Annotated in this window: 23 protein-coding genes and 1 pseudogene; 8 read left to right on the top strand and 16 right to left on the bottom strand. The window is 66.3% G+C overall.

Going from position 1 to position 22,094, the window contains the following annotated elements:
• Positions 1-15: 15 nt before the first annotated feature.
• The gene (locus tag B0E47_RS15890; protein ID WP_077515225.1) at positions 16-570 is read right to left on the bottom strand and encodes an NAD(P)H-dependent oxidoreductase; all 555 of its coding nucleotides are present in this window, start codon (positions 568-570) and stop codon (positions 16-18) included.
• 170 nt (positions 571-740) lie between these two features.
• On the opposite strand from B0E47_RS15890, the gene dapD reads away from it, so the two are divergent.
• The 7 genes from dapD to B0E47_RS15855 all read left to right on the top strand — a co-directional run bounded on the left by dapD (position 741) and on the right by B0E47_RS15855 (position 6,194).
• Positions 741-1,568, top strand: a complete 828-nt coding sequence (dapD, locus tag B0E47_RS15885; protein ID WP_077515224.1) for a 2,3,4,5-tetrahydropyridine-2,6-dicarboxylate N-succinyltransferase — start codon at positions 741-743, stop codon at positions 1,566-1,568.
• Between the two features lie 84 nt (positions 1,569-1,652).
• A complete protein-coding gene (locus tag B0E47_RS15880; protein ID WP_077515223.1) occupies positions 1,653-2,006 on the top strand; it encodes a Spx/MgsR family RNA polymerase-binding regulatory protein in 354 nt (117 codons plus the stop codon).
• A gap of 7 nt (positions 2,007-2,013) precedes the next feature.
• Positions 2,014-2,508, top strand: a complete 495-nt coding sequence (locus tag B0E47_RS15875) for a DUF2165 domain-containing protein (RefSeq protein ID WP_254422968.1) — start codon at positions 2,014-2,016, stop codon at positions 2,506-2,508.
• On the top strand, positions 2,505-3,584 hold the full coding sequence (locus B0E47_RS15870) for a VIT1/CCC1 transporter family protein (RefSeq protein WP_254422967.1): 1,080 nt from the start codon (positions 2,505-2,507) through the stop codon (positions 3,582-3,584). Before B0E47_RS15875 ends, B0E47_RS15870 begins: the two co-directional genes overlap by 4 nt.
• A 217-nt stretch (positions 3,585-3,801) precedes the next feature.
• On the top strand, positions 3,802-4,935 hold the full coding sequence (gene dapE / locus B0E47_RS15865; RefSeq protein WP_077515221.1) for a succinyl-diaminopimelate desuccinylase: 1,134 nt from the start codon (positions 3,802-3,804) through the stop codon (positions 4,933-4,935).
• A gap of 200 nt (positions 4,936-5,135) precedes the next feature.
• Positions 5,136-5,549: a response regulator transcription factor gene (locus tag B0E47_RS17365; RefSeq protein WP_077515220.1), complete on the top strand. Its 414-nt coding sequence runs from the start codon at positions 5,136-5,138 to the stop codon at positions 5,547-5,549.
• Between the two features lie 111 nt (positions 5,550-5,660).
• A complete protein-coding gene (locus B0E47_RS15855; protein WP_217318942.1) occupies positions 5,661-6,194 on the top strand; it encodes a DUF4199 domain-containing protein in 534 nt (177 codons plus the stop codon).
• 67 nt (positions 6,195-6,261) lie between these two features.
• On the opposite strand, the gene B0E47_RS15850 is transcribed toward B0E47_RS15855, so the two are convergent.
• From B0E47_RS15850 to B0E47_RS15815, 9 genes are all read right to left on the bottom strand, one after another.
• A complete protein-coding gene (locus B0E47_RS15850; RefSeq protein WP_077515218.1) occupies positions 6,262-6,684 on the bottom strand; it encodes a type II toxin-antitoxin system HicB family antitoxin in 423 nt (140 codons plus the stop codon).
• Between the two features lie 70 nt (positions 6,685-6,754).
• Entirely contained in the window at positions 6,755-6,931 is a 177-nt protein-coding gene (locus tag B0E47_RS15845) for a type II toxin-antitoxin system HicA family toxin (RefSeq protein WP_077515217.1), read from the bottom strand.
• A gap of 43 nt (positions 6,932-6,974) precedes the next feature.
• Positions 6,975-7,301 carry a hypothetical protein gene (locus B0E47_RS15840; protein WP_077515216.1) on the bottom strand — a complete coding sequence of 109 codons (327 nt, stop codon included), beginning with the start codon at positions 7,299-7,301 and terminating at the stop codon, positions 6,975-6,977.
• 11 nt (positions 7,302-7,312) lie between these two features.
• A complete protein-coding gene (locus B0E47_RS15835; protein WP_077515215.1) occupies positions 7,313-9,052 on the bottom strand; it encodes a hypothetical protein in 1,740 nt (579 codons plus the stop codon).
• 19 nt (positions 9,053-9,071) lie between these two features.
• The gene (locus tag B0E47_RS17085) at positions 9,072-9,233 is read right to left on the bottom strand and encodes a hypothetical protein (protein WP_168171088.1); all 162 of its coding nucleotides are present in this window, start codon (positions 9,231-9,233) and stop codon (positions 9,072-9,074) included.
• A 103-nt stretch (positions 9,234-9,336) separates the two neighbouring features.
• A complete protein-coding gene (locus B0E47_RS15830; protein ID WP_077515214.1) occupies positions 9,337-9,726 on the bottom strand; it encodes a hypothetical protein in 390 nt (129 codons plus the stop codon).
• Positions 9,727-9,784: 58 nt separating this feature from the next.
• On the bottom strand, positions 9,785-12,043 hold the full coding sequence (locus B0E47_RS15825) for a toll/interleukin-1 receptor domain-containing protein (RefSeq protein WP_077515213.1): 2,259 nt from the start codon (positions 12,041-12,043) through the stop codon (positions 9,785-9,787).
• A 250-nt stretch (positions 12,044-12,293) separates the two neighbouring features.
• Entirely contained in the window at positions 12,294-14,705 is a 2,412-nt protein-coding gene (locus tag B0E47_RS15820) for a penicillin acylase family protein (RefSeq protein WP_077515212.1), read from the bottom strand.
• Between the two features lie 29 nt (positions 14,706-14,734).
• A complete protein-coding gene (locus B0E47_RS15815; RefSeq protein WP_077515410.1) occupies positions 14,735-15,505 on the bottom strand; it encodes a phosphodiester glycosidase family protein in 771 nt (256 codons plus the stop codon).
• Positions 15,506-15,668: 163 nt separating this feature from the next.
• Between B0E47_RS15815 and B0E47_RS15810 the strand changes: the two genes are divergently transcribed.
• The gene (locus B0E47_RS15810; RefSeq protein WP_077515409.1) at positions 15,669-16,154 is read left to right on the top strand and encodes an 8-oxo-dGTP diphosphatase; all 486 of its coding nucleotides are present in this window, start codon (positions 15,669-15,671) and stop codon (positions 16,152-16,154) included.
• 178 nt (positions 16,155-16,332) lie between these two features.
• Here the strand turns inward: B0E47_RS15810 and B0E47_RS15805 are convergent, their stop codons facing one another.
• From B0E47_RS15805 to B0E47_RS15780, 6 genes and pseudogenes are all read right to left on the bottom strand, one after another.
• Complete coding sequence (locus B0E47_RS15805; protein ID WP_139351488.1) at positions 16,333-17,109, bottom strand: biotin/lipoate A/B protein ligase family protein; 777 nt, start codon at positions 17,107-17,109, stop codon at positions 16,333-16,335.
• Positions 17,106-17,504, bottom strand: coding sequence for a biotin--protein ligase (locus B0E47_RS15800; RefSeq protein ID WP_254422966.1), 399 nt, complete (start codon positions 17,502-17,504; stop codon positions 17,106-17,108). The genes B0E47_RS15805 and B0E47_RS15800 overlap by 4 nt, the downstream gene beginning before the upstream one ends.
• 57 nt (positions 17,505-17,561) lie before the next feature.
• Positions 17,562-18,017 carry a hypothetical protein gene (locus B0E47_RS15795; protein ID WP_077515210.1) on the bottom strand — a complete coding sequence of 152 codons (456 nt, stop codon included), beginning with the start codon at positions 18,015-18,017 and terminating at the stop codon, positions 17,562-17,564.
• A gap of 200 nt (positions 18,018-18,217) precedes the next feature.
• Positions 18,218-20,458 (bottom strand): DNA topoisomerase IV subunit A, encoded by a 2,241-nt coding sequence (gene parC, locus B0E47_RS15790; RefSeq protein WP_077515209.1) that lies wholly within the window; start codon positions 20,456-20,458, stop codon positions 18,218-18,220.
• Positions 20,459-20,601: 143 nt separating this feature from the next.
• Positions 20,602-21,390, bottom strand: a pseudogene (locus tag B0E47_RS15785) (TraB/GumN family protein).
• 211 nt (positions 21,391-21,601) lie between these two features.
• Complete coding sequence (locus B0E47_RS15780) at positions 21,602-21,988, bottom strand: YciI family protein (RefSeq protein WP_077515208.1); 387 nt, start codon at positions 21,986-21,988, stop codon at positions 21,602-21,604.
• Between the last annotated feature and the right edge of the window lie 106 nt (positions 21,989-22,094).

The following is a 22,094-nucleotide window of genomic DNA, read 5'->3' as shown; positions in this document are numbered from 1 at the left end:
GAGGCTCGGCCGGGCTCAGCGCACGAAACGGCGGACCCAGGCCACGTAGCTGTCGACGAACCCCTGCAGGAATTTCCGCGTGCCATCGCTGGCGATGCTGCCGTCGTCGGCGATCAGCTCGTCCTTGAAGTGGATGAACACCTCCGGCTGGGGCAGGGTGGGTACGTCCAGGTAGGCCAGCACGTTGCGCAGGTGCTGCTGGGCCATCGAGGTGCCGGTCGAGCCGATCGAGGTGCCGATCACCCCCGCCGGCTTGCCGGCGAACGAGTTGGTGCCCCACGGGCGCGAGGCGATGTCGATCGCGTTCTTCAGCACGCCGGGAATCGAGCGGTTGTACTCGGGCGTGGCGAACAGCAAGGCGTCGACCGACTCGATATCCTTCTTCAGCCGGGTGGCGGTGGCCGGGTAGGCCGCGTCGAAGTCCTGCGAATACAGCGGCAGATCGTCGATCCGGATGTGGCGGAACGCGAACTCCGCCGGGGCAAGCTTCTCCACCGCGCGGGCGAGCCGGCGATTGAACGAATCCATGCGCAGGCTTCCGACGAGAACGGCGACCTTGATCTGGCTCATTTACGGCTCCTTGGCTGGGTGTGGAAGAATGGACGTCCCACCAATGTACTGCCGGCATGCGTTAAAGATGGATGAACCGCGCCGGCGGTACAGACACGCGCAACATGTACTCTTCGCGATCAGCCCCGGGCTGCCGCTTTCCGACCGACTGCCACCAGTGAACCAGCCTCATGCAAGCCATTGAAACCCTGATCGACGACGCCTTCGAACGCCGCAACGCACTGACCCAGGCCGAGATCGAGACCCACCTGCGCCCGGCCATCGGCCAGGTCCTCGACCTGCTCGAATCCGGCGAGCGCCGTGTCGCCGAGCCGGACAGCAATGGTGGCTGGACGGTGAACCAGTGGATCAAGAAGGCGGTGCTGCTGTACTTCCGCATCAACGACAACCGCGTGGTCGATGGCGGCCCGGCGCAGGCGTTCGACAAGGTGCCGCTGCGCTTCGCCCGCGGCAACGACGCGGAATTGCAGCAGCTAGGCGCGCGCGTGGTGCCCGGCGCACTGGTACGTCGCGGCGCGCATATCGCGAAGGACGCGGTGCTGATGCCGAGCTACGTCAACATCGGCGCCTACGTGGGTGCAGGCACGATGGTCGATACGTGGGCCACGGTCGGTTCGTGCGCGCAGATCGGTGCGGATGTGCACCTGTCCGGCGGCGTCGGCATCGGCGGCGTGCTGGAGCCGCTGCAGGCCAACCCGACCATCATCGAGGACAACTGCTTCATCGGCGCGCGCTCGGAAGTGGTCGAGGGCGTGGTGGTGGAGAAGGGCAGCGTGATCGGCATGGGCGTGTTCCTCGGCCAGTCCACCCGCATCTACAACCGCGCCACTGGCGAGGTCAGCTACGGCCGCGTGCCGGCCGGCAGCGTGGTGGTGGCCGGCAGCCTGCCCGCGAAAGACGGCAGCCACAGCCTGTACGCCGCGATCATCGTCAAGCAGGTCGACGAAAAAACCCGCAGCAAGACCAGCATCAACGACCTCTTGCGCGCCGCCGTGTAGGAGCCCGCTTGCGGGCGATGCTCTTCCCGAGTCCCGGTACAAAATCATCGCCCGCGAGCGGGCTCCTACAAGGGGAAACCCGGCATGACGACTCTTTACGGCCTTCCCGACTGCGACACCTGCAGGAAAGCGCGCAACTGGCTCGCCCGCTTCGAAGTACCGCATCAGTTCATCGACTACCGCGCCAACCCGGTGCCGGCGGCGACGCTGAAAGACTGGGCGGCGCAGCTCGGTGGCTGGGAAAAACTGGTCAACAAGTCGTCCACCACCTGGCGCAACCTGCTGCCGCAGCGCAAGAACCCCGGCAGCGATCCGGAGTGGACGCTGCTGCTGAAGGAATACCCCGCACTCATTCGTCGTCCGGTGGTGGTGCAACCGGACGGTGCGGTAAGCGTGGGGTTCACCGACAACGGCTTCAAGAAGCTGTTCGGGCGCTGAGATGCCGATGCGCCTTTCGAAGATCCTGCTGATGGCGACGATCGCGTTGTGGCTGGCGCTGGTCGCGTTCGGCAACATCACCGACTACGGCAGCAACCGGGTGTTCGTGCAGCACGTGCTGGCGATGGATTCGATCTTCCCCGATGCCGGCATCCACTACCGTGCAATCCATTCGCCGCTGCTGCAGCACATCGCCTACATGCTGATCATCGCCACCGAAACGCTGGCCGCGCTGTTGTGCTGGATCGGTGCCTGGCGCATGTGGCGCACGCGCCGCGCGTCGGCGACGGTGTTTCATCGTGCCAAGCGCATGGCCGTGCCTGGACTGACCGTCGGCCTGATGTTGTGGCTCGGTGGCTTCATGGCGATCGGCGGCGAGTGGTTCGGCATGTGGATGTCCAGCCAGTGGAACGGCCTGGAAAGTGCCTTCCGTTTCGTCGTCGTGTTGCTCGTCGCGCTGGTCTATCTGGGCCAGCACGACAACGAGCTCGACCAGCCATGACCGGCGTCGACATGGGCAATCACCCGGCACGCAGGTTCCGCAGCAACCTGCGCATCGAACGCGACAACGCCGCGTTGTATGGACGGCTGGCCGAGCTGGCGACCGATCCGCGGCTGAGTCAGGTCTATCGACGCATCGCGGCCGGCGAGCAGCGCAATGCACAGTTCTGGGAAACGCGCCTGCGCGGCTTGGGCGAGGTTGTGCCGCCGATCCGCATCGGTGCGCGCGTACGTGCGTTGAGCTGGTTTGCACGGCACTTCGGCACCGAATTCGTGATGCCGACGGTGGTGCGGCTGGAACATGCCGACCACGACGACACGCCGGTGGATCGCAGCGGCCACCGCGATCATTTCATTCCATCGCACGAGCTTGGCGCGCACGGTCGCCGGCATCAGACGCAAAGCGGCAACACGCTGCGGGCGGCCGTGCTCGGCGCCAACGACGGGCTGGTTTCCAACGTCAGCCTGGTGATGGGCATGGCCGGCGCCGCGTCGGGCGATCGCGCCGTGCTGCTGGCCGGTCTGGCCGGCCTGGTCGCCGGTGCCTGCTCGATGGCGCTGGGCGAGTGGCTGTCGGTAAACAGTTCGCGCGAGTTCTATCAGGCGCAGATCACCGAACGCGCCGAGCGCCTCGCCGTGGCGCCGGAAGACGGCCTGCGGCATATCGCCGGCATCTATCGCGAGAAGGGGCTGGAACCGGCCGCCGCGGAGCACCTGGCCGAGCACATTGCCGAAACCCCGCGTGCGGCACTGGACATGCTGGTGCGCGAGGATCTCGGGGTCGATCCGGGCGAGCTCGGCGGCTCGGCCTATGGCGCGGCGATCTCGTCGTTCTGCCTGTTCGCCTGCGGCGCGCTGTTTCCGGTGGCGCCGTACTTCTTCCTCGGCGGCCATGCCGCCTTGCTGGCCAGCGCGTGTTCCACCGCCGCCGGGCTGGCGTTGATCGGTATCGGCACCTCGCTGTTCACCGGGCGCAGCATGCTGTTCTCGGTCGCCCGGCAACTCGCCATCACGGCCGCCGCCGCCGCGATCACCTATGGCGTGGGCCATCTGCTGGGCACGGTGCTGATGGGCTGAAGAAACGGGCAGGGCGTGCTTGCTATGCTGTGCCATCGCCCCTTCCGTGTCGCGCAGATACGAATGCACTGTCCAAGCTCGTCATCCTCGCGAAGGCGAGGATCCAGTGCCTCTGGCAGCATACGAAAGGCTGAGTCACTGGATTCCTGCCTTCGCAGGAATGACGAGAAACGTGGCCTTTGCGCCAAGAATTAACTGCCATCCCGCGCAGGTACCTATGTCAGACGTCTTCGAACTTGCCTGTGACCTGATCCGCCGTCGTTCGGTAACGCCGGAAGACGCGGGCTGCCTGCCCGTGATCGGCGGCCGGCTGGAGCGTGCCGGCTTCCGCGTCGAACACCTGCGCTATGGCGAGGTCGACAATCTGTGGGCGACGCATGGTACGGATGGTCCGACGCTGGCCTTTCTCGGCCATACCGATGTGGTGCCCAGCGGGCCGGAAGCCTCATGGCAGAGCCCGCCGTTCGAGCCGACGATCCGCGATGGCCGTCTATACGGCCGCGGTGCCGCCGACATGAAGGGCTCGGTGGCGGCGATGGTGGTGGCGCTGGAACAGTTCGTGGCGGCGCATCCCGATCACCGCGGCCGGGCCGGCCTGCTGCTGACCAGCGACGAGGAAGGCCCGACCAATCTCGACGGCGTGCGCAAGGTGGTCGAGCACTTCCGCGCCATTGGCGAACGCATCGACTGGTGCGTGGTCGGCGAGCCGTCGGCGAAGGAGAAGCTGGGTGACCTGATACGCGTCGGCCGGCGCGGCTCGTTGTCGGGCACGCTTCGCGTGCGCGGCGTGCAGGGGCATGTGGCGTATCCGGAAAAGGCACTGAACCCGATCCACGCCTTCGCGCCGGCATTGACCGAGCTGGCGGCCGAGCGCTGGGACGAAGGCAACAGTGACTTTCCGCCGACTTCGTTCCAGGTCTCCAACCTCAACGCCGGCACCGGTGCCAGCAACGTGATCCCCGGTGACCTCGCTGCGCTGATCAACTTCCGCTACAGCACGGCCAGCCGCGCCGACGACCTGCGCGCACGCACCGAAGCGATCCTGCAGCGCCACGGCCTGGACTTCACCCTGGGCTGGAATCTGTCCGGCGAACCCTTCCTCACCCCGCCCGGTGGCCTGCTGCGCGAAACTGTGGTGGCTGTCTGCCGCGACCTGTGCGGCATCGACCCCGAACAAAGCACCGGCGGCGGCACCTCCGATGGCCGCTTCATCGCGCCGATGGGCACCGAAGTGGTCGAGATCGGCCCGGTCAACGCGACGATCCACAAGGTGGATGAGTGCGTGGAGGTGGGGGAGTTGGAGAAGCTGCCGGAGGTGTATCAGACGGTGTGCGAGCGTTTGTTGGGGTAGTGGTCGGTGGTGTCGTTCCGGGGGTTCGCCAGCCCCCAGCCGTTCACGCTGAGCGTAGCTCGCGCAGCGGGCGGAGTCGAAGCGCCGTCAAGCATGTCCAGCCCATCGCCGGCATGCCCCGTCCTCGTTCCTCAAAGCCATGGCCGTCCCCGGCCACTCCCCGTAAGATGACCTCGTACGAGGCGAGGGGATGTGTGCGGATGTGGAAGCGGGTGGTCGGCTACGGGGCGCTGCTGGCGGCGGGGACGCTGGCCCTGCAGTGGCTCGACTACCAGCGACTGGCGCGGATGCATTCCGGTGACGTCTACCTGTTCCTGGTCGCGGTCGGCTTCCTGGTGCTCGGCATCGTGCTGGGCGTGCGGGTTTTCGCGGCGTCGACACCGATCGTCTTCGACGGCAACCCGAAGGCGAAGGCGGCGCTGGGGCTGAGCGAGCGTGAGCTGGAGGTGCTGCACGAGCTGGCCGCCGGCCACTCCAACAAGGAGATCGCCGCGCACCTCCACGTGTCGCCGAACACCGTCAAGACGCACGTGGCGCGACTGTTCGACAAGCTGGGTGCAAGGCGGCGCACCGAGGCGATCCGCCGGGCGCGCGAGCTGGGGATCGTGCGCTGACGCGGGCTTGTTCGGGTGAACATGTCGAAATCACCCTTTCGGGCGATTGCAGGGCGGCGCCGGATAGCGGTTACTGGCCGCTCAATCCATCATTCAAGGAGTAGCACCATGTTGCGCACCATCCTGAAATACGGCGTGATCGCGGGCCTGGTCGTCGGCGGCTTCGAGCTCATCACCTTCACCGCGTTCTCCGGGATGCCGCCGCTGAAATACGGCATGCTGATCGGCTACACGACGATGCTGATCGCACTGAGCGCGGTGTTCGTGGGGATCAAGCGGCACCGCGACGTGGACCGGGGCGGGGTGATCGGCTTCTGGCCGGCGCTCGGTGTCGGCCTGGGCGTCAGCTTCATCGCCGGGATCTTCTATGTGGCCGCGTGGGAAGCGGTGCAGGCGATGACGCACATGGATTTCGCCACCTCCTATGCGAACGCGATCATCGCGAGCGAGCAGGCGAAAGGCGCAAGCGCCGAGGCGCTGGAGAAACTGAGCGCCGACATGGCGGCGTTCAAGGCGCAGTACGCGAACCCGATGTACCGCCTGCCGATGACCTTCGCGGAGATCTTTCCAGTCGGCGTGCTGGTGTCGCTGCTCTCGGCGGGGCTGCTGCGCAACAGCCGGTTTTTGCCGGCGCGGCGGGGGTGAGGTTTTTATGCTCGCAGGTGAGTTGGGTGAGAAGCGTATGGCTGTCGATGCGGCCTTGGGTAGCCGTCTATGCCGCCATCACCTTGATCTCCAGGCGATAGCCGACAGCCTCCAGCGCGGCCTGCACCTGGTCCAGTTTCGACTTGTGGCGCAGATCGATCAGCCGGTCGATTTGCGGCAGATGCACCTGCAGGCGGCGGCCCAGTTCGGATTTGCGGATGCCGTGCTGAAGCATGGCCTGGTAAAGGCCGATCTTGGCCACGGCCAGTGGTGGCAGTTCGACCAGTTTCATGCCGCGCTTGGCGGCGCTCGGTTCCGGGATGGCTTGGCGGTCGTCGATGAGGATTTGCAGGGCGCTTGATATGCCGTCGACAGCTTGCCGCAGAGCATCATCTTCGCCGATGCCCACCGATGTCATGGCGGGCAGGTCGGGGCAGGTGACCATGATTTCATCGTCGCCGAGGTGTTGGAGTTTGACGGGGTATTTCATGATGTAAATCCTGCGACGATCGAGGGCTTGTGGGCGGATGGCGAGGTACCGTGAGTCATGGCCGTTGGCCTTACAGGCCGAGATCCTTCAGGATCTTCTTGCGTATCGGCTCTTTCATTTCCTTGGAGCCATGTGATGGGAAGACGGAGGTTTTCCCGTTGTATCTCAGCATTTGGTGGCTGCCATTGCCGGGCTCGAACTTGACGTCTTGTCTCTTCAGCCACCGCATGAATTCGCTGTATTTCATGTCCGTCCCTGGTTCTGTCGCACCACTATAGCAACATATATGTTTACATCAACACAAATGTTGCGATGCCTGTATGCGGCTCATCTGTAGAAACTGAGTGCACCGGCTTGGACTTCTGCTTCAGCGTGTGTAGCGCTCTCCAGGCAATGTGGCCCCGGGAGACGTCGAGGTATTGGGAGGCGCCGAAGCCATGGGCGGCAATGTCGGGCAAGTCGATGTAGCGGGCGAGCCAGTGCGGCAGCGCGCGGGAGAGCGGTTGTCTGATATCGGTGCGGACGCGCTCGCCCGGGTGTGCGCGGCGAGGTCGCCGGGTTGCTGGCGTTGTATTGCGCGGTGCGCGGGCGGTTGCCGGGATGGTGGTCAACGGCATGGCTGCATGCCCTACATCTTGCCGTGCTCCAGCGGTCGCTGGCGGTGCATCAGCGCCCACTCGGCATGTTCGGCCAGCGCGGCTTCGCCGAGTGCGCGCAGGATCTCGCGTTGTTCGGTCGGGTCGCCGGTCCGGGCGAGCGCCATGCGCGCCTCGTCGAAGATGCGCTGCATGAAGCGATACTGCTTGATCAGCTCCTTGTCGGCCTTCTTGAATGCATAGGCCTCGCGCACGGCGGCGACGATCGACAGGATGCCCATGATCACCACCAGGATGTTTTTCGCGTTCGCCGACAGCTGGTGGGCCAGCGCCGCCAGCACGATGCTGATGCCGATGCCGGCGAACAGGCTGGCGAAGCCGAGCGTCTCGGTGATGTGGTGCTGCCGGGTGCGCTGCACGGCCTTGCTGCGGAAGTAATCCACCTGGCCGCCATGCGCGGCGTCGCCGACCCATTCACGGATGACGGCGTCCAACTCCTGCTCCGGATGCTGTGGCGGGTCGAGTGGGTAGCCGAGCCCCGCGCTGCGCATCACGTTGCGCGTCCAGCCCAGCTCGATGTCCTGCTTCTGCATGAAACTGTCCTGCGCGAACTCGGGGTCGCCGGTCAGCGAGATGCCGGCACGGCGCCAGTAGCCCTGCACCCGCAGGCCCTCGGCCAGCGCGCGATAGTCCAGGTACTTGCGATGCCAGCCGCGCCGCCTGGCGAGCGTGCTCAGCCAGACGCCGCCGGCGAACAGCAGCAGGAACACGTAGATGAAATCGTCTTGGTCGGGCAGGTTGTCGTAGATCGTGAAGGCGATACCCATCACGGCCGCCAATGTGTAGATGACCCGCATCGCCAGCAGGACGCGGCGACGGAAATGCACCGCCAGCCAGTCGGCGGCGCGGAACAACGTCGCCTCCGGTCGCGCCAGCGTGGTGTCGTCGCCAGGCGCTGCCTTGTCGGCGGCGCCGCTGTTTTCGATATCGGCGTGGTACTTCACGCAGTCGCCATCGAACTCGGCCATGTGGGCGAAGGTCTGGTGGAAGGCCTCCGGCATGGGTGCGTCGACCGGCGACAGCTCGGTCTGCGTGCGCCACAGCAGCTGGCCCGGTTGCAGTGGTGACAACGGTGCGCCGTCGGCGTCATCACGGGAACAGACGATCTGGCAGACCAGCCGCTCGTCGCCGCTGCCGAGCAGATGCCGGCGTCCGCCGCGGCGGCGTTCGATCAATCCCGGCATCGCTCCGCTGAGAAAATAATGCGCCACCTGGGCGGTGCCGCCGAGTCGATCCGAATGCTTGCCGTCCCAGATCGCCAGCAGCAGGTGGCAGTGGCGGGCGATGAATACGCCGGCCTGCCCGTACTGGCGGTCGCGCTGTGGTCCGTGACTGCCGATGTTGAGGTGCGTACTGTCCGGCAGCAGGGGCAGGTCGATCACCTGGGCGCGGGCGCACAGCGCATCGAACGTGGCGCGGGTGGCCGGGTAGTGGAAGTCCTCGACATAAAGCTCGCGCGGCAGCGGCAGCGGTGCGATCAGTTGCGCGTCGATCGCCAGGGCTTCCTCGGCCACCAGTTGATCGCCGCCTTCGGCCAGTGCCGACAGCACCACCAGCGGAAGGGTCGGGAAGTCGTGCTGCAATTGCGCGAAGAATTCCCGCACGCGTCGCCGGACAAGGTCGACTTCGCGCGCGGGAATGTTGCGGTGGCTGGTCACACCGATGACCAGGGGTACGCTGGCGGGTGCGAGGAGGCGAGGTCGCTGTTCCATGCGAGGCAATTGGTAGGCGTCAGGTGTTCTTGATTTTCGGGTTGATCGTCGTATTTGGCGAAAACTGCCCGAGCTGTTCCAGCTCCGGCTCCTGATCGGGGTCGCGGTTGCTCCCCTGGTTCGGATCGCCTGGCTGCGGCTCGGCCGGCGGATTCTGATTGTCTTTGTTGTTGTTGGACATGGTGGTCTCCGGGCTTGATTGAGTGTGATGCTGCCGTTCGGGTCGACGCTCTGCTTGTTCCCCTCTCTACTGCTTCCCGCGCCGAGGTGCCCGCATGGTGCCGTTAGAGGTTCTTGATTGTCGGGTTTGTCGTGGTGCCGGTGGGAAGCGTGGCTATGGTCGAGTACGGGGTGCCATTGATTGTTGCGCACAGTTGGTAGACCCATTCGCCGCTCGAGCTGGTGCTGTTGTTGGCATCGGTGATCGTGATCTTGTCACCGTTGTCCGCGAGTTGCGCTTGGCCGAACACGCCCGATGGTGGCGGTTGAATCCAGGAAAACCCGGGGTGGTTTGAGTTGTCGATCGCATTGAATGACCCTGGGTTCACGCCCGGGCCGCTCAGATGCCAGGTGATCGTCACCGATTGGCCGTGGGCGATCTGGTTTCCATTTCCCGACTGGTTGACGTCGAGGCTGCCGTCTTTCAACGTGACCTGGAGTGTTACGTTGGGCATGATGTACTCCTTAGCATGGATCGTGGGCGGCGGGGGAGGCGGGCCGCAGCGCCTTGATTCAGGGCCTTGGGTCCGGCGTAGGCGCAGCGTGCGTGGTGGGCGCGGGAGCGCTGGCGTCGGTTTGCATGATCTGCGCGATGCGCGTCGCGAATGCGGGGTTTGCCGGGTAGTCCACCTGGGCGCGCCGCAGGATCGCGAGCAGGGCCGGATCGCGATAGCCGGCGTTCCAGAGGCGCTCGATCAACGGCTTTGCTTCGGTCTGCTTCTGCAGGCCAAGCAGCACCTCTACCTGCAAGGCGAGCAGGCGCGGGTCATCCTTGCCGCCCTTCGCGGATTGTGTCGCTTTCCATGCCTCCTCCCGCAGTTGCCGCGCCGCCGGCGCGTCGCTGCTGGCATCGGCGAGCAGCAGGTTCGCGGTCAGCGTATCCAGCAACAGGCTGTGGTCATCCGGCTGCTTGGCGAACAGTGGTTGCAGGATGTTCATGGCGCCCTGCGCCTGCGCCCGCGCCGTCGCGGCTTGCCCGCTGGCCAGTGATTGCGCGGCCTGCTCGCTGCGGGCCTCGGCATCAATCTGCTGCCATGTAACGTTGGCCGGCTCTTGGCGAGTCAGCGCAGACAGGGTGGCCAGCGCTCGCACAGTCAGCGTTTGTGCCGCCGGCAAATCCCCGTGCAGACGCTTCAGGCGGCTCAATTGCACGAGATAGACCGCGGACTTTTCCTGAAAGCTGGTTTGCGTCGGCGCGATCGCGATCAGCTGGGCAGCGATGTCGACCGCTTGCTGGAGGTCGCGGATGCCGGCTTCGACATCGCCGGTCAGCGCCAGCGTGCGCCCCAGGATGGCGCGCACGCGCAGCATGTTTTCGCGCTGGTCATTGTTCCTGGGGTCGGCGGCGGCAAGTCGGGTTTCGATCGCGTCATCGGCACGATACTCGGCGACTGCCTCGACCAGATCGCCGCGCTGCAAGGCCAGCTTGCCGAGATTGTTGTGCGCGTCGCCCAGTGCGGATGCCCAGTCGGTCTTGTCGGGGTTGGCCGCGACCAGCTCACGTGCCAACGCCAGTACGTTGCGATACGCGCTGGCCGCGGCAGCCGGTTGTCCGCGCGCTTCCAGCACATGCCCCATATTGTTGTAGACGGACTGCAGCTCGAATTTCAGTGACAGGTCATTGCCGGCACGCGCCCGCGCCCGCCGCAGGATATTCCGCGCGGATTCGAAATCCCGCCAGGCGGCGTCGAGCTTGCCCTGATACCAGTCGGTCATGCCGACGAAGGACCACGACCGGGCACAGGCAACTTGCCGCGCCGCGTCGCCGGGCGCTGCCTCGGCGAGGTGTCTGGACAGCTGCAGGGCCGCCCGATACGACTCCATCGCACCGGACAGGTTGCCTTGATCCAGACGCACGCTGCCGATCTTCTCCAGTGCCTTGGCGCGCTGTTCCAGGGCCTCGTCGGTGACATCCGTGGCCGGCAGCGACTGGAAGTAGGCCATCGCCTTGTCGTCGACGCTCTGCATGATGTCCAGGCGGGATGCCTGCGCCAGCTTGTCGTTCAGATCGCCGAGCATGAATCCGACCAGGGCTTCGGCCTGTTTCTGCCGGCGCTGGGCGGCCTGGCTGGCTTCCACCGCGGCGTGGCGCGAAACGATGGCGAAAATCGCCAGCGTGGTGGTCACCGCCATCACGATCACCGCCAGCGCCGCCACCGCCGTCATGCGCCGGGTGCGTCGTTGCAGCTCGCGCTGCTTGAGCGCGTCGAAACCGACATCGAGCAGGCCGGCGATCAGTTTCAGCTTGGCGTTGTTCCTGCCGTCCTTGCCGGCGCGCGCGTCGGCCGCGATCGGCTCGGTGCGTTCACGGGTCGGCTGCCCAGCGGCGTCGAGCTGGAAACGCAGTGCCGGCGCAAAACATTCTTCCACTGCGCGCCCGGGCAGGTCGCTGGCGTTGGGCTCACCATCCACGATCAGGCAGAAGATGCGCTCATCCCGGCCGATGCGCTTCCACGCCAGCACTTCCTCGTTGACCCAGTGCGAGGCGGCCGAGTGCGGCGAGCAGATCACGATCAGGTTGGCCGATTGCGTCAGCGCTTCATTGACCTTGCGGCCGAGATCGTGCGCTGTGGCCAGTTCGTCGCGGTCACGGAAGATCGGCGTGAGGCGTGCGGGAATGGTGCCGGCGGTGGTGGCCTGGCCGACCAGCCGTTTCGGTATGCGATAGGTTTCCAGCGCCTTGTGCAGCCAGTCGGCCCAGGCCTTGTCCTGGTGGCTGTAGCTGATGAAGGCGTAATACCGGAACGCTGGTGATCCCGTGCCCTGCGTCATGACATCCGGCACTCCCGTGCCTGGTCATGCAGTCCCTTGCCGAATGATCCCCCGCTTCGAGACGGCCGGCGGCAACCGTGTAACTGCCGGGGCGGTAGTCTGCGTCCGGCGCAAGATAGCACCAAATAATGTGATGCATATCACATTGCTCTACGCCTTCCTGCGAGCTGCCGGGCCGGTCCGGCCAACCCGGTGTTCGAGGCGCCCGCCGACGGGCGAGTGCCGGGTACTCGCGAAAGCGCGACGGCGCTCAGCCTGCTTCCGGTTCAAGCGTCAGCGTGTGCACGGTCTTGCCCGGCAGCAGCGGGGTGGGACGGCCCTCGACCCAGTCCTCATGCCCGGCGCCGAAGAACGGCGACAGCGGGTGGTCGCTCTGGCCGCCGGGCATTTCCAGGATGCCCTGCGCCTCATGGCCCGGCGACACGTCGAGCCGTTCGGACGCACCGAATCCCGGCATCGCGACGCGCGGCATGTTGTTGTCGCCCGGCAGCGGCTGGTCGGGCATGTCGATGAAACGGGCCAGCCACGCGGGCAGGGCGGGAGACAGGGCGTGGTTGATGTCGCTGCGGTTGTGCTCGCCCCAGGTACGCGCAGCCAGGCCGCCAGGTTGCTGGCCGAGCTCGCCGGTGACCTTGCGCGCGGCATCGACGAGCAGGGCGTGCCAGTCGGCGTATTTCGGATCGAGCAGCCAGGCGGGTTGTTGCCGGATCAGCATCCATACCGCCGCTTCGGCGCTGTTCTGGCCGGGCCAGCTGAAATCGGGATGCTGCTGCTTCACGCGGGCGGCGAACGGTGCCAGCACCGCTATGCCGACCTGGTCGCGGAACGCCCGCACCAGCCGGTAGTCGACGCTGTCGATGGCGGCGCGCCCGCGCCAGGCCTGGGTGAGCTGGCGCAGCTGTTGCAGCGTCGGGTCCTTGCTGCCATCCAGGGTTTGCTGCAGCAGTTCCTGCCAGCGCGCGAGAAATACAGCGTGGTCGTCCAGCTGGATATCGAGCAGGTCGGCGGGGGCGAAACTGGCGCGTGCGTGCAGGTCGTCGCGGATCTGCCGGGCGCGTGCGCCCAGGTCATGGCCGCCGTCGCCGAGCAGGGCCAGCGCCGCGCCGTCGACGGTGCGGTTGTTGGCCGTCCACAGCCGGTCATCGGCGGGCTGCTCGATGCGCGGATACTGCGACGGCGCGGCCCAGCCCTGCCAGCCGCTGCCCGGTTTCGACCAGTCCGAGGGCAGCAGCGGATCGATGCCGGCGCGCAGCGGGATGCTGTTGCCGGCGATCGTCCAGCCGATCCGGCCAGCGCTGTCGGCCACCAGCAGGTTCTGCGGCGGCATGCCCAGCTGCGGCGCGAGGTTCAGCGCGGCCGCCACGTCGGGCATCTGCTCGAACTGCATCAGGTTGACGTTGTAGGCGCGCGGCAGCTGTGCGATCCATGCCAGCGCCAGCGGCGTGCCGTCGGCGTCCTTGCCCATGATCGGGCCCCAGCGGGTGTCCTCGACCTTGAGGATGGCGTCCGGTCGGCCCTTGATCCGGATGTGTTCCTCGTGGGTTTCGATCTTTGCCCATCCTTCGGGCACCTTGTAACGGCCGGGGTCGGCCGGATCGCGCAGCACCCGCACCCAGTCGGCCCAGTCGCCGTAGCTGTTGGTGAAGCCCCAGGCGATCTGCCCGTTGGAACCGACCACCATGGCCGGCGTGCCGGGCAGGCTCACACCGTTGACGTCGCGCTCGCCGTTTGGCGCGCCCGGGTCGGGGTAACGCAGGCGTGTGCGGAACCAGATGTTGGGCACACGCAGGCCCAGGTGCATGTCGTTGGCCAGCATGGCCGCACCGTTGCCGGTCAGTGCGCTGGCGACGGCGAAACTGTTGCTGCCCGGACGCGGCGCATCCAGCGCCGGCGCAAGCGCGGCGGTGAGGCTGCTCGAAGGGGGTGCCGGCAGCCCCTGCCTCAGGTCGAACACGTCCGCGGCGGGAACCACCGGCGAACGCGAGAGCCGACCGCTGAGCGGCGCTTCCCAGTCGGGGTCGGGCGCCAGCAGGAAATCCACCAGCGCGCCGGGCAGCACCGAGCGCATCTGCGCCATGCGCAGTTCGCGTTCGTTGCGGCCGTCGCTGTTGAGATCCAGATACATGGCCGCGATGACCAGGGCGCTGTCTTCCGATCGCCAGGGTTGCGGCGTGCTGCCGAGCAGCAGGTATTCCCACGGCTTTTCGCGCAGATCGGCCAGACCTGCATTGACGCCGTCGCGATAGCGATCCAGCGCGCGCTTCTCCGCGGGCGGCATCTGTGCATACGCCGCCTCGACCACGGCACGCAGGCGATGCCGGCGGTGATTGAGGTCCACCTTCAACGCGGCCGGGCCGACCAGCGCGGACAACTCGCCGGCGCTCATGCGTCGCATCAGGTCCATCTCGAAGAAGCGCTCCTGCGCATGCACATAGCCCATGGCGTAGCTGATGTCGTCGCGATTGCTGCCCTCGATCGTGACCGTGCCCAGCGCGTCGCGACTGATGCTGACGCTGGCGTCGAGTCCCGCCAGCTTGTGCTGGCCATCCAGCCTGGCGCGACTGCCGGCGAGCAGCCACCATGCCGCGACGAAGGCGATCAGCAGCAGCGCCAGCAGGCTCAGCAGGACGGCGCGCAGGATGCGCCAGCGGCGTGTGGTCATGGAGAGTGCCCTGGGTTGCCGAACGCGGGTCAATGCCGGGAGAACACGGCAAAGATACCGGCATACGGCTTGACCATGAAGGCCGGCGCGCCCACATAGCCCGCGCCGTCGATGTAGAACTGCGAGATGCTGCCATCGAGGTACAGCGCATCGCGGCAACCCAGCTTGTCGCGGAACAGCCGTCCGAAGGTGTGGAAGTTCACCGGCGCCTCGCTGACCGCGAAGACCACCTCGTGGGGCGATCTGGCGCACACGCCGCTGCGCCATTTGAGGCTGGAGGAGTCGTCGATGAACTGCTCATTGAGCTTGCCATCGATCAGCAGCATCGGGCCGGACTGAGTGGCCTGTTGCACGGCGTTGCCTTCGGCCTTGAACGCGGCGCTGGTACGCACCGCGGCGTGGCCATCCGGATAGATCGCGAACACGCCGTTCGGCAGCAGCGAGAAATTGCCCGAGGTCGGATTGCCGTGGGCGAGGTTCAACGGCACCAGCGTCTTGCCGTCCTCCACGTAGAGGCCGAGCGGCGAAAAATTGCGGTCGTAGATGCCGGCGTTGGTGGCAAACAGCAGTTGCCGCCCGTGCGCCTCACCCCATTGGCGCAGGCTCTCGATGCTGCCGAACGGCCGGCCGTCCTGCGGATCGCGCCAGTACAGGCCGAGCTGCTCCCGCTTCAGGTCGATGTGCACGACGCGATAATTCTGCCCTTCGAACGCCAGCTCGCCACTGTCCAGCGCTCGTGCCTGGCCACCGCAGGCCGCCACGCCGGCCAGCAGCAGGGGGGGCAGCAGCCAGCGCAGCAGCAAGCGTCGGGATGCGCGCCGGGGGCAAGGTGAATTCAGGAAAGCCATGCACCGATGGTCGCTGGCCCGCGATGCCGACGCAAGCCCGACGATCGTGCGTTCGGGCGGATCGGGCAGCTCAGCGCGGCTGCCGTTAAACTCGGGTTTTTGCCGCGAGCCAACGATGCCTTACACGCCGATCGTCGCCACCCTTGGCTATGTGTTGTCGGCGGATCGCCGCGAAGTGCTGATGATCCACCGCAATGCGCGGCCGGACGACCAGCACCTGGGCAAGTACAACGGCCTCGGCGGCAAGATGGAGCCGGGCGAGGACATTGCCACCTGCATGCGCCGCGAGATCCTGGAAGAGGCCGGCATCACCTGCGAGACGATGCAGCTGCGCGGCACGCTGAACTGGCCCGGCTTCGGCAAGCACGGCGAGGACTGGCTCGGCTTCATCTTCGTGATCGACCGCTACAGCGGCACGCCGCTCGCAGCGAATCCGGAGGGCACGCTGGAATGGGTGGCGCTGGATCGACTGATGGAACTGCCGATGTGGGAAGGCGATCGGCATTTCCTGCCGCTGGTGTTCGACGCCGATCCGCGACCGTTCCATGGCGTGATGCCGTACCAGGACGGCCGCATGCAGTCGTGGTCGTTCTGCCGGTAACCAAGATCGCCACCGCTGCCCGTCGCGCCAACGATGCCCGTAGGAGCCCGCTCGCGGGCGATGCTTTTGAGTCGGGATTCGGGATTCGGGATTCGGGATGACCAGACGTTCGTCTGTTGAAAGCCGGGATTCGAAGAGCATCGCCCGCGAGCGGGCTCCTACGGGGCTGTGCTGTGCATCAGGGCACGTCGGCCAGCCATGTCGGGCTGGAAAACCGCTCGCTCGCCAGCGCTTCGGCGCGGGCGAGTTCGTCGGCGCGCAGGATGTCGCTGGTGAGCCCGTGGCGGTGGCGGAAGGTGGCGATCATGCGCTCGATTACCGCTTCGCGCGGCAGTCCGGTCTGGCTGCGCAGCGGGTCGACCCGCTTGGCGGCGCTGGTGGTGCCTTTGTCGGACAGCTTCTCGCGGCCGATGCGCAGCACCTGCAGCATTTTCTGCGCATCGATGTCGTAGGCCATGGTGACATGGTGCAGCACCGCGCCGCCGCGGTGCGCCTGGGCGGCACCGGCGATCTTGCCGCCGTCGGAGGTGATGTCGTTGAGCGGCTGGTACCACGCCTTGATCCCCAGCGTGCCCAGCGCCTCGATCACCCATTCGTCCATCAGCGCATAGGCCTGCTGGAACGACAGGCCCTTGATCAGCGACAGCGGCGCATGGATCGAATAGGTGATCGTGTTGCCCGGTTCGATGAACATGGCGCCGCCGCCGGACACCCGTCGCACCACCTCGATGCCGTGCCGCCGCGCGGCCTCCATGTCGACCTCGTTGCGCAGCGACTGGAAGCGGCCGATCACCACGGCCGGGCTGGCCCATTCCCAGATGCGCAGGGTGGGCGGCCGGTGCCCGGCGCCGACCTCGTGGGTCAGCACGTCGTCCAGCGCCATGTGCAGCGACGGTGATTGCGGAACGGTGTGGATCAGCTGCCAGTCGTGGTCGCGCCAGTCGGTGCGCATCATGCTGCGGGTTCCCCGCGCAGGGCACGCTGCACCGCCACCGCGATCGCGTCGGGTGAAATGCCGTACATCGTCACTTCGGGGCCGAGCGCGGCATGCAGGGCGGCGGCGATATCGGCCTGGTCGGCAGCGGCGGGCTGCCCGGTCAGTGTCCGGTTGATCGTATTCAGCGCGTCATCCGGTTCGAGAAAGAAATCGCCGCTCAACTGGACGCCGGCGAGTCGGTCGCCATGCACGTCAAGATCGATGACGATCAGCTTTCCTCCGGGCATCTTGTATTCGCCGTGCATGATGGTTGTCCCGCAGATCGTCCCGACATACGCACAGTGTGCCTTGCCCGGGACCGCGGTGACAAAGGCATCGGCATCATGCCGCCCTGGCGGGGACGGCGCATTCACAACTTCGGTGCGCGCGACATCCCCCGGCCAGTGCGATGGCTGCGGCGGGTCGGCCTGTCAGTGGCCGCGGCTGTGGAAGTTGCCGGTGCCGCTGCTGATCGAGAAGCTGACGCCGCCATGCGGATCGTCGCAACTGCCGAACGCCTTGCTGACGCTCACCGAGCCGGTCTGGTAATTGCCGCTGACGTGGTTGCCGCCAACCACACCCATGCCGATGCTGCCGTGCACTTGCGGCTGGTTGTAGGTTGAATCGTCGCAGGCCCGCCCGGCATCGCTGGCGACTTCGGTGTTGCCCATGCGTCCACTGGTGTCGCCGTAGTACGCCCCGGGTGTACTGCTGCTGGCTGGGCTGGCTGGGGTGGCCGGGCTGGCGGCACTGGCCGCGCTGCTGGCGGAAGCGGGCGCGTCACTGACGGGAACCTTCAGGTTCAACGGTTTGCCAGCCGTCTGCGCCCACGCGGACGTGGTCAGGCAGGCGATCAGAAGTGCGGGGAGGAATCTCTGGGTGTGCATGCATGCTCCGGGTTGCACGTGTTCAACGCGCGATGCCGCGTTGGCGTGTACATCCCTGTTGGAAAGTCCCGGTGCCGACAAGTTCCTGTCGATCCCGATGAACGCGGCGGCTAGGATGCCTCCGGAGCGTTTCGGGACTCCCACCGCGGTCACCATGGTTGTACCCCGCCGGATGGCGAGGTGCAATCCATGGCGAAAGCTCAGCCGCTGGTCTCGATCCGCTCGACCCGCCGCAGCCCGCGCGGCAGCAGGCCGCCGCGGCTGGCGCGGCTGCCGCCGTATTCGACCAGGTCGCCCCATTTCAGGGTCAGCTTGCGCGCCCCGGCGTACATCGTGACCTCGCCCTTGCCTTCGCTGACCACGGCCACGCCGGCCACGCGCTCGTCGCCACTGGTCAGTTTCGCCTTGGGGATTTCGATCAGCTTGTTGCCCTTGCCCTTGTCGAGTTCCGGCAGCTCGGCGACCGAGAACATCAGCAGGTGGCCTTCGGTGGTCACCACCACGATGCGGTCGCGCGCCGGGTCGGCGCTGATCTGCGGCGCCAGCACTTTCGCGTTGTCGCTGAGGCTGATGATCTGCTTGCCCGCCTTCTGCCGGCCGGTGAGCGCCTCGAAGCGGGTCACGAAGCCGTAGCCGAAGTCGCTGGCGAGGATCAGCCGGGTGTCGTTGTCGCCGGCGATCACCGCGTCGAAACTGGCGCCGCCGGCAGGACTGAAGCGTCCCGTGAGCGGCTCGCCGTTGCCGCGCGCCGAAGGCAGGGTATGTGCAGGTGTGGAGTAGGCGCGGCCGGTGGAGTCGATGAAGGCAACCTGCTGGGTGGTGCGTGCCTTCACCGTGGCGAGCAGGCTGTCGCCCTCGCGGTAGTTCAGCGCCTCGGCGTCGATGTCATGGCCCTTGGCCGCGCGCGCCCAGCCCTTCTGGCTCAGCACCACGGTGACCGGTTCGCTGGTCACCAGCGCGCTCTCGTCCAGCGCCTGTGCGGCTTCGCGCTGGACCAGCGGCGAGCGGCGCTCGTCGCCGAACTTCGCCGCGTCGGCGCGCAGCTCGTCCTTGATCAGGCCTTTCAATTTGGCCGGCGATTTCAGCAGCACGTTGATGCGCGCGCGCTCCTCTTCAAGCTGGTCCGCCTCGGCGGTGATCTTCATTTCCTCGAGCCGGGCCAGCTGGCGCAGGCGGGTTTCCAGGATGTAGTCGGTCTGCTCCTCCGACAGCTTGAAGCGCGCCATCAGCACGGCTTTCGGCTCGTCCTCGGTGCGCACGATGCGGATCACCTCGTCGAGGTTGAGATACGCGATGCGCAGGCCTTCGAGCAGGTGCAGGCGGCGTTCGACCTTAGCCAGGCGATGCTGCAGCCGACGTGTCACCGTGCTGGTGCGAAACGTCAGCCACTCGCCGAGGATGCGCTTGAGATCCTTCACCTGCGGCCGGCCGTCGAGGCCGATCATGTTGAGGTTGACGCGGAAGCTCTTCTCCATGTCCGTGGTGGCGAACAGGTGCTGCATGGTTTCGTCGGCGTCGACGCGATTGGAGCGCGGCACGATCACCAGCCGGATCGGATTCTCGTGGTCAGACTCGTCGCGCAGGTCCTCGATCATCGGCAGTTTCTTCGCGCGCATCTGCGCGGCGATCTGTTCGAGGATCTTCGACGGGCTGACCTGGTGCGGCAGCGCGGTGATCACGATATTGCCTTCCTCGCGCTGGTACATCGCGCGGGCGCGCACCGAGCCGCCGCCGGTCTGGTAGATCGCCAGCAGGTCGGCGCGCGGCGTGATGATTTCCGCCTCGGTCGGATAATCCGGGCCAAGCACGTGTTCGCACAGCTCGGCGACCGTGGCGTTCGGTTCGTCCAGCAGGCGGATGCAGGCAGTGGCCAGCTCGCGCAGATTGTGCGGCGGGATGTCGGTGGCCATGCCCACCGCGATGCCCATCGAACCGTTCAGCAGCACGTGTGGCACGCGCGCCGGCAGCCAGCTCGGTTCCTCCAGCGTGCCGTCGAAGTTCGGCACCCAGTCGACCGTACCCTGGCCCAGTTCGCCCAGCAGCGCCTCGGCGATCGGGCTGAGCTTGGACTCGGTGTAACGCATCGCCGCGAAGCTTTTCGGGTCATCCGGCGAGCCGAAGTTGCCCTGGCCGTCGACCAGCGGATAGCGGTACGAGAACGGCTGCGCCATCAGCACCATCGCTTCGTAGCAGGAGCTGTCGCCATGCGGATGGAACTTGCCGATCACGTCGCCGATCGTGCGCGCGGATTTCTTCGGCTTCGCCGTAGCGGCCAGACCCAGCTCGCTCATCGCGTAGATGATGCGCCGCTGCACCGGCTTCAGGCCGTCGCCGACGAAGGGCAGGGCGCGGTCCAGCACCACGTACATCGAGTAGTCGAGATAGGCCCGCTCGGCGTATTCCTTGAGCGGGATCTGTTCGTAATTGGCTTGCAGGTTCATGGGTTACATCTTGGAAAGGGATGCGCGAGGCGCGGATAACCGGTCGATGGTGCCAGAAAGCGTCCCATTCTTGTAGGAGTCCGCGCGCGGGCAATGCAGTTCCGCGCAGGTTTCTGCTCCTGGCAACTGCCGTCGAGAACGCGCTATTGGCGCGCCGCCTCGATACCAAGCTTCCGCAACTGCACCTGCACGCTGTCCGGCCCGGCCAGGTGGGCGGCGCCGACGGCGATGAAGATGGTGCCGTGCTGGTGGTGAAGCAGGTCGCCGATCTTCGCGGCCCAGGTCTGGTTTCGCTGCACCAGCAGGCGCTGGTAGAGCGAGGGACTTTGCTGGCGCAGGTCCTCGTCTTCGATGCGCGCGATGTGGTCGGTGTCGCCCGCCTTCCACGCATCGATCAGTTCGGTGAGTTCGGCCGGGCCCTTGTCGATGTCGTGCAGGGTGGAGCGCAGGAAGTCGAGTTGCATGGTCTAGGGCATGTCGGCCAGCAGCCGGATCTGCTGCTCGGCGGTTTCCAGGCCGAGCACGGATTTGCCGGCGGCGAGCATCTGCGCCTTGAGCTGCTTGTCCACGCCGTGCTGCGGATCGAGCCCGGCTTTCAGCAGCGGGGCGGTCGCCAGCGTCAGTGCCGCCAGCCACGGCTTCATCATGCCGAGCGTCTGCATGCCGCCGGGCACGCCGGCCTGGTCGGCGGCGTTCTTCAGTTGCTGGAGTTCGGCCGGATCGAGCATGTCGCCGAGCGGGTGCGCGGGATCCAGTCCGTATTGCAGCACCAGGGCGGCCATGCTGGCCTGGTCGTCGTCGGTGATTTCGATATACAGCGTATGGCTGTCCGTGAGTGCCTTGTCCAGCGCGGGATAACGCCAGTCGGTATCGTTCGGCAGCAGGTGCACGGTGCCGAACAGGTAGATCGTGGTGTCGGCGCCCTTCACCATCCACAGCGCGGGCTGGGCGATGGCGGCCACGGGCAGCAGCAGAAGCAGGCAGATGGCGAGACGGGCGAGCAGTCGTTTCATGCCGGCCAGTGTTGCGGCAACTGCGTGGCAGTTCAATCCGGCCGGGTGCATCGACTCACGATGGACGGTGCCGCCTTTTCCCGCAGTGTGGCAAGGAGGGGGCGACCGGCACGGCGTCATCGGCACGGGTTCATGTCGGCGTTTCGTTGGTCAACGCGAGCGCGCTGGCGCGCGTCAGGTCGAGCGGCCGCACCTCGCAGACCAGGCCGTAGGCCAGGCACGGGTTTTCTGCCGTGATGCGCGTCGCTTCCTCCAGGCTGTTCGCGCGGATGAACCAATAGCCGCCGACCACTTCCTTGGCCTCGGCAAACGGGCCGTCGGTAGCCGCCTGCCGCGAGACCACCTTGCCCTCGCGCGCCAGCCGGTGCCCGGGAGCGATCCTGCCCTCGCTGACCAGCCGGTCGTACCACGCGTAGAACCGGTCGATGACACCCTGGATCTCGTCATGCGATGCGTTCTTGTCCCATTGCCCGCGGGAGAGGATGAGGTAGTCGGAGGGTGGGTTTGGCTGATTCATCGGCGGCTTCTGTTGATCGGACAGGAAGGAGGGTTTCGGAGCAGGAGTCGTGACATTTGCATGCGGGCTGATTGATTTACTTCGCCCTGAAGTGCGGCACAAAGGC

Source organism: Rhodanobacter sp. B05, assembly GCF_002001085.1.
Taxonomy (GTDB): Bacteria; Pseudomonadota; Gammaproteobacteria; order Xanthomonadales; family Rhodanobacteraceae; genus Rhodanobacter.
Note: the sequence above shows the minus strand (reverse complement) of the source record. Positions and strands in the feature narration are given on the sequence as shown.